This is a genomic window from Ancylobacter sp. GW821-FHT10E12, assembly GCF_058809335.1.
This window is the reverse complement of record NZ_JBXASN010000004.1, coordinates 124,124-138,972: the sequence shown is the minus strand read 5'-3', so window position 1 is coordinate 138,972 and position 14,849 is coordinate 124,124. Positions and strand designations below refer to the sequence as shown.

Here is a 14,849-nt window from a genome sequence, read left to right as displayed (position 1 = left end):
GTCCGTCATGTCTCACCGCGGCGGCGGACCTTCGATTCGGTCCGGCGCAACTGATGCAGTGGGACGACACTGGTGCAAAAATGTGACATGCACCAGCGTAGGACGCATTTAATTTCAGTGCATCCACATTGATCGCTGGTCAGCGGCTGGTGCGGATTATCTGGATGTCGAGATCGCGGATCTTCTTGCGCAGCGTATTGCGGTTGAGGCCCAGCAGCTCGGCGGCCTTGATCTGGTTGCCGCGGGTCGCCGCCAGCGCCGCCGACAGCAGCGGATATTCCACGTCCTTCAGGATGCGGTGATAGAGGCCCGGCGGCGGCAGGTTCTCGCCGAAGCCGCCAAAATAGGTGTTGAGGTGGCGCTCCACCGACGAGGACAGCGTCTCGTCCTGGCCGGTCTCCTCCGGCGAAGCGGTGGAGATCGGCGTGGCGAGCTCCGCCTCGATGATCGAGGCGGTGATGATCTCCTGCGGATAGAGCGCGGCGAGGCGGCGGATGAGGTTTTCCAGCTCGCGCACATTGCCCGGCCAGCGGTAGCGCTTCAGCCGGTCGAGGGCGGCGATGTCGATCTGCTTGCGCGGGAGCCCTTCCCGCTCGGCCTGCAGGAAGAAGTGGCGCACCAGGTCGGGGATGTCCTCGGTGCGCTCGCGCAGCGGCGGCAGCCGCAGCGGCACCACGTTGAGGCGGAAGAACAGGTCCTCGCGGAACAGGCCCTGCTGGATCAGGATGCGCAGGTCCTTGTTGCTGGCGGCGACGATGCGCACGTCGGTCTTGATCGCGGTGCGCCCGCCGACCGTGGTGTACTCGCCCTGCTGCAGCACGCGCAGCAGGCGGGTCTGCGCCTCCATCGGCATGTCGCCGATCTCGTCGAGGAACAGCGTGCCGCTCTCGGCCTGCTCGAAGCGGCCGGCGGAGCGGGCATTGGCGCCGGTGAAGGCGCCCTTCTCATGGCCGAACAGCTCGCTCTCGATGAGGTCGCGCGGGATCGCCGCCATGTTGATGGCGACGAAGGGCCCGTTGCGGCGCTTGCCGTAATCGTGGAGCGCGCGCGCCACCAGCTCCTTGCCGGTGCCGCTCTCGCCGGCGATCATCACCGTGAGGTCGGTCTGCATCAGCCGCGCCAGCACGCGATAGATGTCCTGCATCGCCGGCGAGCGGCCGACCAGCGGAATGGCGTCGGCCTCCTCCCCGCCCGATTTCGGCGCCAGATCGTGCTTCTTCGGCTCCGACAGGGCGCGGCCGACGATGGCGATCAGCTCCTTCAGGTCGAAGGGCTTGGGCAGATATTCATAGGCCCCGCGCTCGGAGGCGCGGATGGCGGTCATGAAGGTGTTCTGCGCGCTCATGACGATCACGGGCAGGTCGGGACGCACCTTCTTTATGCGCGGCAGCAGGTCGAAGGCGTTCTCGTCCGGCATCACCACGTCGGTGATGACGAGATCGCCGTCGCCCTGGCTGACCCAGCGCCAGAGCGTGGCGGCATTGCCGCAGGAGCGCACCTCATAGCCCGCCCGCGACAACGCCTGGTTGAGCACGGTGCGGATGGCGGCGTCGTCGTCGGCGACCAGAATACTTCCCGTCGGCATAGGCGCTCTCAACTCTTCTCAGTACCGCGGAGGCCGCGATACATGGGCATGAGGACTCGAAACGTGGTGCGGCGCGGCTGGCTGTCGCATTCGATGATGCCGCCATGGTCGCCGACGATCTTGGCGACGAGGGCGAGACCGAGGCCGGTGCCGGTCGGCTTGGTGGTCACGAAGGGGTCGAACAGGTGCTGCATCAGGTCCTCCGGCACGCCGGGGCCGTTGTCGCGCACGCAGAATTCCAGCGGCAGGCTCACGCGGGTCGCCGACCCGGGCACGGTGAGGCGCACGCCGGGGCGGAAGGCGGTGGTGAGCAGGATCTCGCCGTCCGGGCTGTCGCCGATCGCCTCCGCCGCGTTCTTCACCAGGTTGAGGAACACCTGGATGAGCTGGTCGCGATTGGCCAGCACCGGCGGCAGCGAAGGATCGTATTCCTCGACGAAGCGGATGTTGCGGGCGAAACCGGTGGAGGCCAGCGTGCGCACGTGCTCCAGCACCGCGTGGATGTTCACCGGCTCGCGCTCGATGGGGCGCTCGTCGGAGAACACCTCCATGCGGTCGACCAGCTTCACGATGCGGTCGGCCTCGTCGGTGATTAGCCGGGTCAGCGAGCGGTCATCGTCGCTGGCGTTGAGTTCCAGAAGCTGGGCCGCGCCGCGAATGCCGGAGAGCGGGTTCTTGATCTCGTGCGCCAGCATGGAGGCGAGCGCGGTGACCGAGCGCGCGGCGCCGCGATGGGTGAGCTGGCGGTCCATCTTGTCGGCGATGGTGCGCTCCTGCAGCATCACCACCACATGGCCGGCGGCTTCCGGCAGCGGCGCGACATGGATGTCGACGATGCGCTCGCCGCCATTGCGCGGGGTGCCGAGATCGACGCGGTACTCGTTCACGGCGGCGCCGGTCGCCCTCACCTGCTCCACCAGCGCCAGCAGCGGACTGCCGAAGGGAATGAATTCCTGCAGGCGGTGGCGCGCCAGCACGGCGTGGCCGGCTTCGAAGAAGGCCTCGGCGGCGACATTGGCATCGACCAGCCGGTCGTCGGCGGCCAGGGTGAAGACCGGGTGCGGCAGGGCGTTGACCACCGCCTCCGAGGTCGCTGCCGAACTGGCGTCCGCGTTGGGTTCGGCCGCCGCCTTGGCCGCGGCGGCGGCCCTGCCCGCTTCGGTCTTGGGATCGGGCTTGACCGTTCTCATGCTGCGGCACTCCATGACAATTCGTCGAAGGCGGCGCGAATGCCGGCGCGGACGTGATGCGGCTCGTCCTGCGTGAGGATGCGCTTGCGCCAATGCGTCAGCGCGTCCGGCGCCCGGCCGGCGGCGGCGCAGGCCGCCTCCAGCGCCCAGCCGATATGCTTGCGCGCCTGGCGGCGGCCGAGCTCGGCGCCGTAATGCGACAGCCAGCCTTCATACATTTCCAGCAGCACGTCGCGCTGCTCGGCGAGATCCGGTTCGGCCGGCACGCGGCCGGTCGAGAGATAGGCGGCGACCTGGCCGGGGAACCACGGGCGCCCCTGCGCGCCGCGCCCGATCATCACCCCCGCGCCGCCGGAGGCCGCGAGCATCGCGGGCGCCTGCGTCGCCTCGACGAGATCGCCATTGGCGAGCACCGGGAGGTCGATGGCGCCGCTGACCGCGGCGATCGCCGCCCAGTCCGCCGCGCCGGTATAGAACTGGCAGCGGGTGCGGCCGTGAATGGTGACGAGGCGCACGCCGATATCCTGCGCCCGGCGCGCGAGCTGCGGCGCCACGCGGGCGGCATCGTCCCAGCCGAGTCGGGTCTTCAGCGTGACCGGCACGCAAACCGCGCCGACCACCGCCTCGACGATGCGCGTCGCGAGGTCGAGATCGCGCAGCAGCGCGGCGCCGGCGAGGCCGGTGGTGACCCGCTTGGCCGGACAGCCCATATTGATGTCGATGAGCGCGGCGCCGGCGGCTTCCGCCATCGCCGCGGCCCGCGCCATGGAGGCAGGCTCGTTGCCGGCGAGCTGGACGGCGTGGACGGGCAGGCCCGCGGCCTCGGCCCGCAGCGCGGTCTCGGCATGGCCGGCCTGCAGCGCGTCCGACGCCACCATTTCCGAGATCACCAGCCCGGCGCCATAGCGGTGCGCCATGCGGCGGAAGGGTGCGTCGGTAATGCCCGCCATCGGCGCGAGCACGACGCGATTCGGCAACGTCAGCGACCCGACGGAAAGATTGGCGTTTGGGAAGGCAGCAACGATCAAGCGATGATCACTCGGTGCACACGAAATGAGCCCGGCGGGCGGTGCCTACATAATAGACAGACGAGGCCCGTCATCAAGCCTTTCGCCACGGTGATGTTGAAACTTTTGCACGAGCGTGCCGCTTTTGCGCTAAACGGTGGGCCGGGGCAAGCTTCGGCTGCGGCAAACGCGGGCAATGGCTGACGCAGGGGTGAAGGCGTGAAGGCGGACGTGCGGGCGGTTGTGCAGGCAGACGTCATCGTGGTCGCGGCGGGGCGTGGGGCGCGGGCCGGCGACGGGCTGCCCAAGCAATATCGCGCCGTCGGCGGGGTGCCGATGCTGCGCCGTACGCTGGAACGTTTTCTCGGCCGGCCCGGCATCCGCCGGGTGGTGGCGGTGATCGATCCCGGCCATGCCGAGCTCTATGCCCGCGCCACGCAAGGGCTTGCCGGCCTTGCGGCCCCGGTAGCCGGCGGCGCCACGCGGCAGGCCTCGGTGCGCGCCGGGCTGGAGGCGCTGGCCGACGATCCGCCGGAACTGGTGCTGATCCATGACGCCGCCCGGCCCTTCGTGGCGCCGCGCCTCGTCGCCGATGCGCTGGCCGCCGCCGCACGCCACGGGGCGGCGGTGCCGGGATTGCGGCTGGTCGATACGGTGAAGGCCTGCGAGGCGGACGGTTTCGTCGTCTCCGGCCCGGACCGGGAATTCCTGCGCAGCGTGCAGACGCCGCAGAGCTTCCGCTACGCGCTGATTCGCGACGCCCATCGCGCGCTGGCCGGACGCGACGACCTCACCGACGACGCGGCGGTGGCCGATGCCGCCGGCCACAGGGTCGCCAGTTTTGCCGGCGATCCGGCCAATGTGAAGCTGACCACGCCGGAGGATTTCGTGAGTGCCGAGCGCCTTCTCGCCCGTGACCTGACCGATATACGCACCGCCACCGGCTACGACGTGCATGCCTTCGGCGAGGGCGACCACGTGATGCTGGGCGGCATCGCCATTCCGCACGGGCGCGGGCTCTCCGGCCATTCCGACGCCGACGTGGTGCTGCATGCGCTGACCGACGCGCTGCTCGGCACCATCGGCGCCGCCGATATCGGCTTCCATTTCCCGCCCTCGAAGCCGGAATGGAAGGGCGCGGCCTCCGACCGGTTCCTGCGCCACGCGGTGGACCTGGTGAAGGCGCAGGGCGGGCGCGTCGCCCATCTCGACGCGACCATCATCTGCGAGGAGCCGAAGATCGGCCCGCACCGCGAGGCGATGCGGGCGAGGATCGCCGAGATCGCGGGGATTGCGGTCGGCCGCGTCAGCGTCAAGGCGACGACCAGCGAGCAGCTCGGCTTCACCGGCCGGCGCGAGGGCATCGCGGCGATGGCGGTGGCGACGGTGCGGCTGCCCTGGAGCGAGGACGAGGCATGATGGCTATCGATACCGACGCGCGCGACACCCTCGCCGTCCGGGTGCTGGAACTGTGCCGCGCGCGCGGGCTCACCGTCGCGACGGCGGAATCCTGCACCGGCGGCCTCGTCTGCGCCGCGCTGACCGAGATCGCCGGTTCCTCCGACGTGGTGGACCGCGCCTTCGTCACCTATTCGAACGCGGCCAAGATGGCGGTGCTCGGCGTCTCGCAAGCCACGCTCGACGCGCATGGCGCGGTGAGCGAGGAGACGGCGCGGGAGATGGCGGCCGGTCTCCTCGGGATCGCCGGCACCTCGCTCGGCGTCTCGGTGACCGGCATTGCCGGACCGGGCGGCGGCTCGGCCTCGAAGCCGGTCGGGCTGGTGCATTTCGCCGCGGCGGGCGCCGACGGGCGGGTGATCGTGCGGCGCGAGGTGTTCGCCGGCGAGAATCGCTCCGGCGTGCGGGCGCATGCGGTGATGACGGCGCTGGCGATGCTGGCCGAACTGGCCGGCGGCTAGGCCGTGGTGCCGTAGACCTCGTCGGCGCGCTTCTCGAAGGCTTCGGCGAAGCGGTGGAAGGCGGCGTCGAACATCGCGCCCATCAGCAGGCCGAGCGCGCGCGAGCGGAACTCGTAGTCGATGAAGAACTCGACCTCGGAGCTATGCTCGCCGGTGCTGCGGAAGGTCCAGCGGTTCTGCAGCCGGCTGAACGGCCCGTCGAGATATTCGACGACGATGGCGAGCCGCGGCCGGTCCAGCGTCACCCGGCTGGCGAAGGTCTCGCGGAACACCTTGTAGGCGACGGTCATGTCGGCGACGAGGATGTCGACGCCCTCCCCGCTCGCCACCCGCCGGCGCACCTGAAGGCCCTCGCAGAGCGGCACGAATTCAGGGTAGCGCTCGACATCGGCGACGAGGTCGAACATGTCGGCGGCAGAATGCCGGACCTGCCGCTTGCTGCGGAACGACGGCATGGCTCAGACGGGCGCGAGAGCCGGAGCGGAGGTGCCGGCACGGGCCGTGCCAAGCTTGCTCGCCCGCGCCGCCCGCAGCCGGGCGAAATCCTCGCCGGCATGGTGAGACGAGCGGGTCAGCGGGCTCGACGACACCATCAGGAAGCCCTTGGCATAGGCGATGGTCTCGTAGGACTTGAACTCCTCCGGCGTCACGAAGCCCATCACCGGATGGTGCTTGCGGGTCGGTTGGAGGTACTGGCCGATGGTCATGAAGTCGATCTCGGCCGAGCGCAGGTCGTCCATCAGCTGCAGCACCTCGTTCCGCACCTCGCCGAGGCCGACCATGATGCCGGACTTGGTGAAGATCGACGGGTCGAGCTCCTTCACCCGCTGCAACAGCCGCAGCGAGTGGAAATAGCGCGCGCCGGGGCGGACCTTGAGATAGAGCGAGGGCACGCATTCCAGATTGTGGTTGAACACGTCCGGCCTGGCCTCGACCACCACTTCCAGGGCGCCGTCCTTGCGCAGGAAGTCCGGGGTGAGGATCTCGATGGTGGTGCCGGGGCTGGTGGCGCGGATGGCGCGGATGGTGCGGGCGAAATGCTCGGCGCCGCCATCGGCGAGATCGTCGCGGTCGACCGAGGTGACGACGACATGTTCAAGCCCGAGCTTGGCGACCGCGTCCGCCACCTTCTGCGGCTCGTCGAGGTCGAGCGCGCCCGGCAAGCCGGTGCGCACATTGCAGAAGGCGCAGGCCCGCGTGCAGGTGTCGCCCATGATCATGAAGGTGGCGTGCTTCTTCTGCCAGCACTCGCCGATATTCGGGCAGCTCGCCTCCTCGCACACCGTGACGAGGCCGTTGGCGCGCACGATATCGGCGGTTTCCTGCCAGCCGGGCGTGCCGGGCGCGCGCACGCGGATCCAGTCCGGCTTCTTCAGCGCCGGCGTCTCCGGCCGGTTCACCTTCTCGGGGTGGCGCGGCTTTTCGAGCGCACGGTTCAGGGTGTTGAGGACGGTGACCATGCTGTGCCCGATACCCGTTTGCGTTCGGCCCGCTTGCGTTTCGACTTCACACTTAAACGCTGCGTGACGTTCGGAAAACCCCGCCTTGCGGACGGCTGGCCCGACCATGGCGCATGAGCGCCCCGGCCGGCGCCCCCGTCAGCGCCCGCGCAGCTTGCGCCAGATAAACAGCACGATGATCGCGCCGACCGCGGCGGCGATCAGGGTGCGGAAGAAGCCGAAGACCGGGATCGCCGCCAGCTCGGCGAGATATTTGCCGACGAAGGCGCCGATCAGGCCGAACAGCAGATTAGCCAGCAATCCCTGATCGCTGTCGGTCACCCGCTCGGCGATCCAGCCGGCGAGCAGACCGATAATGATCATGGTGAACCAGCCCACTCCCGGCTGGTTCAGTGCCGCATAGGTATCCATCTCCATGGCGAGGCTCCCTGCCCTGCGGGCCTGCGGCCCGTTCTAGACGTGAATCGCCCGCCCATAGGCGGCGAGCACGCTTTCATGCATCGTCTCAGAAACCGTCGGGTGCGGGAAGACCGCATTGATCAGCTCTTCCTCGGTGGTCTCCAGATTCATGGCGAGCACGAAACCCTGGATGAGCTCGGTCACTTCCGCGCCGATCAGATGCGCGCCGAGCAGCCGGCCTGTCTTGGCGTCGAAAATGGTCTTGACCAGCCCGTCCGCCTCGCCGAGCGCCACCGCCTTGCCGTTGCCGATGAAGGGGAAGCGGCCGACCTTGATCTCGTAGCCGGCTTCCTTGGCTTTCTTCTCGGTGAGGCCGACCGACGCCACCTGCGGCATGCAATAGGTGCAGCCCGGAATCATCAGCTTGTCCATCGGGTGGGCGTGCTTGCCGGCAATGCCCTCGACGCAGATGACGCCCTCGTGCTCGGCCTTGTGGGCCAGCATGGGCGGGCCGGCGACGTCGCCGATGGCGTAGATGCCGGGCACATTGGTGCGGCACAGGCCGTCGATCACCACGCAGCCGCGATCGGTCTTCACCCCGAGCTTTTCCAGCCCGAGATTCTCGATATTGCCGACCACGCCCACCGCCGAGATCAGCCGGTCGGCGGTGAGGGTCTGCACCTTGCCGTCGGCGGTCTCCACCGTGGCGGTGACGTTGTCCGCACCCTTCACGACCTTCGACACCTTGGCGCCGGTGAGGATCTTGATGCCGTCCTTCTCGAAGCGCTTGCGGGCATGGGCGGCGATCTCCTCGTCCTCGACGGGGAGAATCTGCGGCAGCAGCTCGACGATGGTCACGTCCGAGCCCATCGCCTTGTAGAAGGAGGCGAATTCGACGCCGATGGCGCCCGAGCCCATGATCAGCAGCGACTTCGGCACGCCGGCCGGGGCCAGCGCCTCGAAATAGGTCCAGATCAGGTGTCTGTCCGGCTCGATGCCGGGCAGCGCGCGCGGACGGGCGCCGGTGGCGACGATGATGCTCTTGGCGGTGTACTCGCCGGCCGCCAGCGCGCCCTTCGGCGCGCCGTCCGATGCGGCGACCGAGACCTTGCCGGGCGCGGTGATGGTGGCCTGGCCCCAGATCACGTCGACCTTGTTCTTCTTGAGCAGGAAGCCGACGCCGCTGCTCATCTGCGCGGCGATGCCGCGCGAGCGCTTCACCACCCCGGCAATGTCGATGCCGAACTTCTCGGCGACGAGGCCGTAATCCTTGGCGTGCTCGATATAATGGAAGATCTCCGCCGAGCGCAGCAGCGCCTTGGCCGGGATGCAGCCCCAGTTCGGGCAGATGCCGCCCATGTACTGGCGCTCCACCACGCCGACCTTGAGGCCGAGCTGGGCGGCGCGGATGGCGGCGACGTAGCCGCCGGGGCCGGAGCCGATGATGAGGATGTCGTAGGAAGTCGCGGCCATCTGGATTGTTCCGTCATGCCCCGGGCCGGACGGGGCGACGGCGCCCGCATAGCCCTGTCAGAAAAGTGGATGGCCGGGAGAGCCGGGGCTTTCGCTTCGGCGTCTCCGGGAGACGGCGGCCTGTCGGTCGCCTTCGCCCGGCCATGACGAGTCGGCTACGCTCTAGACCAGCATGGCCATCGGCTTCTCGATCAGCGCCTTGAAGGCGGTGAGAAGCGTCGCGCCCATCGCGCCGTCCATGACGCGGTGGTCGCAGGACAGCGTCACCGACATCTGGGTGGCGATGGTGAGCTCGCCCTTCCGCACCACCGCGCGCTGCTCGCTGGCGCCAACCGCCAGGATGGTCGCATGCGGGGGATTAATGATCGCCGTGAAGTCCTTGATTCCAAACATGCCGAGGTTCGAAATCGCCGACGATCCGCCCTGATACTCGCTCGGCGCCAGCTTCTTGTTGCGGGCGCGGATGGCGAAGTCGCGGGTCTCGTTGGAGATGGTCGAGAGCGACTTGGTCTCCGCCTTGCGGATGATCGGGGTCAGGAGGCCCTTGCCGCCGTCGATCGCCACCGCGACGCCGATGTCGGAGTGCTCCAGCTTGAGGTAGCGGTCGCCGCCCCACACCTGGTTGGCGTCCGGCACCTGCTGGAAGGCGAGCGCATAGGCCTTGATGACGAAGTCGTTGACCGAGAGCTTGTAGGACGGCTTGCCGTCCTTCTCGGGCGCGGCCTTGTTGAGCGTCTCGCGCAGCTTGAGCAACTCGTCCATGTCGCAGTCGACATTGAGGTAGAAGGTCGGCACCGTCTGCCTCGCCTCCGTCATGCGCTGGGCGATGACGCGGCGCATGCCGTCGAGCATGACTTCCTGGTAGGTGCCGGGCTCGTAATAGGCCTTCACCTGGTCGAGCAGCGTGCTGGACGAGACCGGAGCGGGGGCCGGAGCGACAGCTGCCGCCGGCACGGGGGCCGGGGCCGCGGCCGTCGCCGGCTTGGCGGCGCCGGGCGTGGCGGTGGCGATGTCGGCGGCGACGATGCGTCCATGCGGGCCGGAACCCTTCACGCCCGACAGGTCGACACCCTTGTCCCTGGCGAGGCGACGGGCCAGCGGCGAGGCGAACACGCGGTCGCCGGACGCCGCCGGAGCGGTGGCGGGAGCCGGGGCCGCCGCGACCGGAGCGGGAGCCGCCGGCTCGGGCGCCTTCGCAGCTTCAGCCTTCGCAGCTTCAGCCTTGGGGGCTTCGGCGGCGGGAGCGGCCTTGGGCGCCGAGGAGCCGCCGGCGGCGACCGCCTTGACGTCCTCGCCATCGGTGGCGAGCACCGCGATGAGCTGGTTCACCGGCACGTCCTGCGAGCCTTCCGGCACCAGGATCTTCGCCAGCGTCCCCTCGTCGATGGCTTCGACTTCCATCGTGGCCTTGTCGGTCTCGATCTCGGCGATCACATCGCCGGGCGCGACCTTGTCGCCTTCCTTCTTGAGCCACTTGGCCAGGTTGCCCTTCTCCATGGTGGGAGACAGGGCCGGCATGAGGATCTCGATCGACATGGGCGCTCTCCGTCCTCAGCGATAGGTGACCGCGCGTGCAGCGTCGATGACGTCCTGCACGGTCGGCAGCGCGAGCTTTTCGAGATTGGCGGCGTAGGGCATCGGCACGTCCTTGCCGAACACCCGCAGCACCGGCGCATCGAGATAATCGAACGCCTTCTTCATGACGCGGGCGGCGATCTCGGCGCCGACGCCGGACTGGCCCCAGCCCTCTTCCACCGTCACCAGGCGCCCGGTCTTCCTCACCGAGGCGAGGATAGTCTCGGTGTCCATCGGGCGGATGGTGCGCAGGTCGATGACCTCGGCCTCGATGCCGAGCTTGGCGAGTTCGTCGGCGGCCTTGAGCGCGTAGCTCATGCCGATCGACCAGGCCACCAGCGTCACGTCCTTGCCCGGACGGGAGATCTTCGCCTTGCCGAGCGGGACGATGAAGTCGTCGAGCTTCGGCACCGGCGAGGAATGGCCGTAGAGGATCTCGTTCTCGAGGAACACGACCGGGTTCGGGTCGCGGATCGCCGCCTTCAGCAGGCCCTTGGCGTCGGCTGCCGTGTAGGGCGCGACGACCTTGAGGCCGGGAACGTGGCTGTACCAGGAGGTGTAGTCCTGGCTGTGCTGGGCGGCGACGCGGGCGGCGGCGCCGTTGGGGCCGCGGAACACGATCGAGCACTGGATCTGGCCGCCGGACATGTAGAGCGTCTTGGCCGCCGAGTTGATGATCTGGTCGATCGCCTGCATGGCGAAGTTGAAGGTCATGAACTCGACCACCGGCTTCAGCCCCGCCATGGCGGAGCCGACGCCGACGCCGGCGAAGCCGTGCTCGGTGATCGGGGTGTCGATGACCCGCTTCGGCCCGAATTCCTGCAGCAGGCCCTGGGTGATCTTGTAGGCGCCCTGATATTCGGCGACTTCCTCACCCATGACGAAGACGTCGCCGTCGCGGCGCATCTCCTCGGCCATGGCGTCGCGCAGCGCCTCGCGCATGGTCATGGTGACCATCTCGGTGCCTTCCGGCACGTCCGGCTCGGGGGCCGGAGCCGGCGCGGAGACCACCGCGGGAGCGGCCGGCGCGGCGGTGGCCACCGGGGCCGGCTCGGCCGGAGCCGCAGCGACCGGCGGCGCCGATTCAGCGGCCTTGGGGGCGGGGGCGCTGGCCGCGCTCGCATCCTCGCCATCGGCGAGGATGACGGCGATCGGGGTGTTCACCGCCACATCCTGGGTGCCTTCCGGCACCAGGATCCTGCCGAGCGTGCCCTCGTCGATCGCCTCGACTTCCATCGTGGCCTTATCGGTTTCGATCTCGGCGATGACATCGCCGGACTTCACCGAATCGCCCTCTTTTTTCAGCCACTTGGCCAGATTGCCCTTCTCCATGGTGGGAGAGAGGGCAGGCATGAGAATTTCGGTCGGCATGGCGGCGTTCCCTCGAGATCGCGCGTCACTGATGCGTCGGTACCGGCGGCACAAACGTCAGATTGCTGTAGACGGCCAACGATGCGGTGGCCACGAGAAAGGCGGCAAAGAGAGCGATCAGCATCTTGGAGAGGCTGGCCACCCGGTCCGCTGGCGCCCCGGCGAGGTGGCGTATGGCGAAGGGCCAGACGACCATTTTGATCCAGTCGGCAGATGCGTGGCTGCCGCCGCCGGCGCGGACGCCGGAAATTATGTGGAAGGCCGACCCGATGGAGAACACCCACAGGACGACGATCGCCGATGCTCCGGCGACCCACAATCCCCAGAAAAGCGAAGCGAGCATGCCCCCGGCTCCGCCGATCAGCGGAGAATGTCGGTGTAGAGCTCGGACGGATCCGGCTCCGGATCGTGAGTGGCGAAATCGGCGGCGGCGTTCATCACGTCGCGGATCTCGGCGTCGATCGCCTTGAGATCGTCCTCGGTGGCCCAGCCCTTTTCCAGCAGGCGCGCGCGCACCTGCTCGATCGGGTCGTGCTCGGTGCGCATCTTCTGCACCTCCTCCTTCGACCGGTACTTGGCCGGGTCGGACATGGAGTGGCCGCGATAGCGATAGGTGAGCATTTCGAGGATGTACGGGCCCTTGCCGGAGCGGGCGAACTCGACCGCGCGCTCGCCGGCGGCCTTGACCGCCCGCACATCCATGCCGTCGACCTGCTCGCCGGGGATGTTGAAGGAAGCGCCGCGCTTGGAGAAGTCGGTCTGTGCCGAGGCGCGGCTCACCGAGGTGCCCATGGCGTAGCGGTTGTTCTCGATGATGTAGACCACCGGCAGCTTCCAGAGCTCCGCCATGTTGAAGCTCTCGTAGACCTGCCCCTGATTGGAGGCACCGTCGCCGAAATAGGCCAGGGTCACGTTGCCATTGTCGCGGTAATGATTGGCGAAGGCGAGGCCGGTGCCGAGCGAGACCTGGGCGCCGACGATTCCGTGGCCGCCGAAGAAGCCCTTCTCGATGCTGAACATGTGCATCGAGCCGCCCTTGCCCTTGGAATAGCCGCCGCGGCGGCCGGTGAGCTCGGCCATGACGCCCTTGGGATCCATGCCGCAGGCCAGCATGTGGCCGTGGTCGCGATAGCCGGTGATGACCTGGTCGCCCTTCTTCAGGGCCAGCTGCATGCCGACGACGACGGCCTCCTGGCCGATATAGAGATGGCAGAAGCCGCCGATGAGGCCCATGCCGTACATCTGGCCGGCCTTCTCCTCGAAGCGCCGGATTTCGAGCATCTGGCGATAGGCGTCGAGTTCTTCGTCCTTCGAGAAGTCCAGTCTGGCGGAGGTCTTCTCCGACCGTTTGGCGGGAGCCTTCGGCGCGGCGCTCTTGGCGACGGCCTTGGTGGCGGGGGACTTCTTCGCAGCGACAACCATGGACGCATCCCTAGCTCATTACCGGATTTTGCCAGTGTCATAGCGCAAGTTCCGGCACGACGCTACGCGCAGAATGCAATGCTGCGGTGCACAACATGTTGTCAGCGCAAGGGTTTCATCCGTTTAACTCAAAATGAATTAAATCGGCTATTTAACTCATATTAAGTTAAGTATCTGGCGAATATCGTTTTCCCCCTGGTATTATACGGATAGCCGAAATCGCCGGGCGCCGGCGGGTCCGTCGAAAGGCTCCGGGGGCCGGTGAATTTATTGTGCCGCCGTGATCTCGGAGCGCGGACGCAGCAGGACGAGATCCTTGGGATGGACGAGATTGAGCAGCGAGCGCGCCTGCTCGTCCAGCATGTCGGCATCGACGAGATCGGGCGAGAGCAGCCGGACCTTGGATTCAAGGGCCTCGCGCTGCGTGCGCAATGCGTCGCGCTCCTGCGTCAGCGTCGACATCTGCTCCTCGAAATGCCGCCGCGCCAGGAGGCCGTACTGGCCGTTATAGCCCTGGAAGGCGAAATAACCGATAAGCATTGCCGCGCCGAGATGCAGCGTGACGGTTTGGAGAATCGAGCGCCAACGGGTGCGTGCTATCATGGAAACGGAGCCTACCCGCAGGCGGTTGAGGCTCCGTTAACCGTGTCGCCGGAACCGGCGAAAATCGGCTCAGGCGGGGGGCTTCAGCGCTGCGTTCCGGCCGGCCCGTCGCCGGCTCAGAGGGTGGCGAGCACGTCTCTCAATATCGCGTTCAGCTCCGCCGGCCGCTCCAGCGGCACATAGTGGCCGCAGCCCGGAAGCACGTGCAGCGTGCCGCGACGCGCCAGTCTCGCCTGCGCCCGGCTCATCGTCGGGCCGGGAAACCTGTCGTCCGCGCCGGTGACGACCGTGACCGGCCCCGGAAAGGCGGCAAGGATGTCATCGCGGCTCGGCCGGCTGTGGAAGGCCCGTACGCCTCGCGTCAGGTCGCCGGCGGATTGGCGGAGGGCGATGGCTTCGGCGCGGTCGCGCGCAATTGCGGCCGAGGTCGGGAACAGCGGCGCCCAAAGGGCCTGCCACGCCGGCACGACGCCTCCGTGCGCCAGCATGTCGAGGGCGGCATCCCTGAGCGCCGGCTCGGGCCGATGGACGGCTTTCGTGCCGATCAACACCAGGGCGGCCACCCGCTCCGGTGCCGCGGCCGCCAGTTCGAGGGCGCAGGAGCCGCCGATCGAACAGCCGACCACGACCAGCCGGCGCCCCTGCACGGTGTTCAATATCGCGGAAGCCCAGTCCGCAACGTGCTCGCCCAGAGGGTAGAGCGTCGGGGCGAACGTGGCGCCGGGCAGCAGATCGCGTTGCCCGGCCCACATGGAGCCGTCCAGGGGAAGCGCGTGCAGCAGGACCAGTTCGACCGATCCGTCATCGGGCATGCCGAAGGGCCGCCTGCACCCGTCGTCCCGTGC

The 14,849-nt window shown here is 68.2% G+C and carries 15 protein-coding genes; 2 read left to right on the top strand and 13 right to left on the bottom strand.

Going from position 1 to position 14,849, the window contains the following annotated elements; genetic code table 11:
* Positions 1 to 139: 139 nt before the first annotated feature.
* From ntrC to dusB, 3 genes are read right to left on the bottom strand one after another with little or no spacing between them, the layout of a single operon-like run.
* Complete coding sequence (gene ntrC, locus AC1RU4_RS06685; protein ID WP_492890269.1) at positions 140 to 1,585, bottom strand: nitrogen regulation protein NR(I); 1,446 nt, start codon at positions 1,583 to 1,585, stop codon at positions 140 to 142.
* Positions 1,586 to 1,593: 8 nt separating this feature from the next.
* Entirely contained in the window at positions 1,594 to 2,775 is a 1,182-nt protein-coding gene (locus AC1RU4_RS06680; RefSeq protein ID WP_492890268.1) for a two-component system sensor histidine kinase NtrB, read from the bottom strand.
* Complete coding sequence (gene dusB / locus AC1RU4_RS06675; RefSeq protein WP_492890266.1) at positions 2,772 to 3,803, bottom strand: tRNA dihydrouridine synthase DusB; 1,032 nt, start codon at positions 3,801 to 3,803, stop codon at positions 2,772 to 2,774. Before dusB ends, AC1RU4_RS06680 begins: the two co-directional genes overlap by 4 nt.
* Positions 3,804 to 4,001: 198 nt before the next feature.
* Here dusB and AC1RU4_RS06670 point away from each other — a divergent pair, with 198 nt between their 5' ends.
* Together AC1RU4_RS06670 and AC1RU4_RS06665 are read left to right on the top strand one after the other, a co-directional pair.
* Entirely contained in the window at positions 4,002 to 5,201 is a 1,200-nt protein-coding gene (locus AC1RU4_RS06670) for a bifunctional 2-C-methyl-D-erythritol 4-phosphate cytidylyltransferase/2-C-methyl-D-erythritol 2,4-cyclodiphosphate synthase (RefSeq protein ID WP_492890265.1), read from the top strand.
* A complete protein-coding gene (locus AC1RU4_RS06665; protein ID WP_492890263.1) occupies positions 5,201 to 5,701 on the top strand; it encodes a CinA family protein in 501 nt (166 codons plus the stop codon). Before AC1RU4_RS06670 ends, AC1RU4_RS06665 begins: the two co-directional genes overlap by 1 nt.
* On the opposite strand, the gene AC1RU4_RS06660 is transcribed toward AC1RU4_RS06665, so the two are convergent.
* The 10 genes from AC1RU4_RS06660 to AC1RU4_RS06615 form a co-directional block, all read right to left on the bottom strand.
* Entirely contained in the window at positions 5,698 to 6,156 is a 459-nt protein-coding gene (locus tag AC1RU4_RS06660) for a type II toxin-antitoxin system RatA family toxin (RefSeq protein ID WP_492890262.1), read from the bottom strand. The two genes, AC1RU4_RS06665 and AC1RU4_RS06660, sit on opposite strands and share 4 nt — an antisense overlap.
* 3 nt (positions 6,157 to 6,159) lie before the next feature.
* The gene (gene lipA, locus AC1RU4_RS06655; RefSeq protein ID WP_492890261.1) at positions 6,160 to 7,161 is read right to left on the bottom strand and encodes a lipoyl synthase; all 1,002 of its coding nucleotides are present in this window, start codon (positions 7,159 to 7,161) and stop codon (positions 6,160 to 6,162) included.
* A 138-nt stretch (positions 7,162 to 7,299) separates the two neighbouring features.
* Positions 7,300 to 7,578 (bottom strand): GlsB/YeaQ/YmgE family stress response membrane protein, encoded by a 279-nt coding sequence (locus AC1RU4_RS06650; RefSeq protein ID WP_492890260.1) that lies wholly within the window; start codon positions 7,576 to 7,578, stop codon positions 7,300 to 7,302.
* 36 nt (positions 7,579 to 7,614) lie between these two features.
* Positions 7,615 to 9,033 carry a dihydrolipoyl dehydrogenase gene (lpdA, locus tag AC1RU4_RS06645; protein WP_492890259.1) on the bottom strand — a complete coding sequence of 473 codons (1,419 nt, stop codon included), beginning with the start codon at positions 9,031 to 9,033 and terminating at the stop codon, positions 7,615 to 7,617.
* A gap of 162 nt (positions 9,034 to 9,195) precedes the next feature.
* Positions 9,196 to 10,569, bottom strand: a complete 1,374-nt coding sequence (locus AC1RU4_RS06640; protein ID WP_492890258.1) for a pyruvate dehydrogenase complex dihydrolipoamide acetyltransferase — start codon at positions 10,567 to 10,569, stop codon at positions 9,196 to 9,198.
* A gap of 15 nt (positions 10,570 to 10,584) precedes the next feature.
* Positions 10,585 to 11,979: a pyruvate dehydrogenase complex E1 component subunit beta gene (locus tag AC1RU4_RS06635; protein WP_492890257.1), complete on the bottom strand. Its 1,395-nt coding sequence runs from the start codon at positions 11,977 to 11,979 to the stop codon at positions 10,585 to 10,587.
* 25 nt (positions 11,980 to 12,004) lie between these two features.
* On the bottom strand, positions 12,005 to 12,322 hold the full coding sequence (locus AC1RU4_RS06630; protein WP_492890256.1) for a hypothetical protein: 318 nt from the start codon (positions 12,320 to 12,322) through the stop codon (positions 12,005 to 12,007).
* Positions 12,323 to 12,339: 17 nt separating this feature from the next.
* The gene (gene pdhA / locus AC1RU4_RS06625) at positions 12,340 to 13,401 is read right to left on the bottom strand and encodes a pyruvate dehydrogenase (acetyl-transferring) E1 component subunit alpha (RefSeq protein WP_492890255.1); all 1,062 of its coding nucleotides are present in this window, start codon (positions 13,399 to 13,401) and stop codon (positions 12,340 to 12,342) included.
* A gap of 267 nt (positions 13,402 to 13,668) precedes the next feature.
* On the bottom strand, positions 13,669 to 14,004 hold the full coding sequence (locus AC1RU4_RS06620) for an FtsB family cell division protein (protein ID WP_492890254.1): 336 nt from the start codon (positions 14,002 to 14,004) through the stop codon (positions 13,669 to 13,671).
* Positions 14,005 to 14,120: 116 nt separating this feature from the next.
* On the bottom strand, positions 14,121 to 14,816 hold the full coding sequence (locus tag AC1RU4_RS06615) for an alpha/beta fold hydrolase (RefSeq protein WP_492890253.1): 696 nt from the start codon (positions 14,814 to 14,816) through the stop codon (positions 14,121 to 14,123).
* Positions 14,817 to 14,849: the final 33 nt, after the last annotated feature.

What these genes read in the sequence shown, in the direction of transcription:
- pdhA (WP_492890255.1), bottom strand. Translation starts at nt 13,401, where the DNA reads ATGGTTGTCGCTGCGAAGAAGTCCCCCGCCACCAAGGCCGTCGCCAAG.
- AC1RU4_RS06665 (WP_492890263.1), top strand. Translation starts at nt 5,201, where the DNA reads ATGGCTATCGATACCGACGCGCGCGACACCCTCGCCGTCCGGGTGCTG.
- lipA (WP_492890261.1), bottom strand. Translation starts at nt 7,161, where the DNA reads ATGGTCACCGTCCTCAACACCCTGAACCGTGCGCTCGAAAAGCCGCGC.
- AC1RU4_RS06620 (WP_492890254.1), bottom strand. Translation starts at nt 14,004, where the DNA reads ATGATAGCACGCACCCGTTGGCGCTCGATTCTCCAAACCGTCACGCTG.
- AC1RU4_RS06640 (WP_492890258.1), bottom strand. Translation starts at nt 10,569, where the DNA reads ATGTCGATCGAGATCCTCATGCCGGCCCTGTCTCCCACCATGGAGAAG.
- AC1RU4_RS06630 (WP_492890256.1), bottom strand. Translation starts at nt 12,322, where the DNA reads ATGCTCGCTTCGCTTTTCTGGGGATTGTGGGTCGCCGGAGCATCGGCG.
- AC1RU4_RS06635 (WP_492890257.1), bottom strand. Translation starts at nt 11,979, where the DNA reads ATGCCGACCGAAATTCTCATGCCTGCCCTCTCTCCCACCATGGAGAAG.
- lpdA (WP_492890259.1), bottom strand. Translation starts at nt 9,033, where the DNA reads ATGGCCGCGACTTCCTACGACATCCTCATCATCGGCTCCGGCCCCGGC.
- AC1RU4_RS06660 (WP_492890262.1), bottom strand. Translation starts at nt 6,156, where the DNA reads ATGCCGTCGTTCCGCAGCAAGCGGCAGGTCCGGCATTCTGCCGCCGAC.
- ntrC (WP_492890269.1), bottom strand. Translation starts at nt 1,585, where the DNA reads ATGCCGACGGGAAGTATTCTGGTCGCCGACGACGACGCCGCCATCCGC.
- AC1RU4_RS06615 (WP_492890253.1), bottom strand. Translation starts at nt 14,816, where the DNA reads ATGCCCGATGACGGATCGGTCGAACTGGTCCTGCTGCACGCGCTTCCC.
- AC1RU4_RS06650 (WP_492890260.1), bottom strand. Translation starts at nt 7,578, where the DNA reads ATGGAGATGGATACCTATGCGGCACTGAACCAGCCGGGAGTGGGCTGG.
- AC1RU4_RS06680 (WP_492890268.1), bottom strand. Translation starts at nt 2,775, where the DNA reads ATGAGAACGGTCAAGCCCGATCCCAAGACCGAAGCGGGCAGGGCCGCC.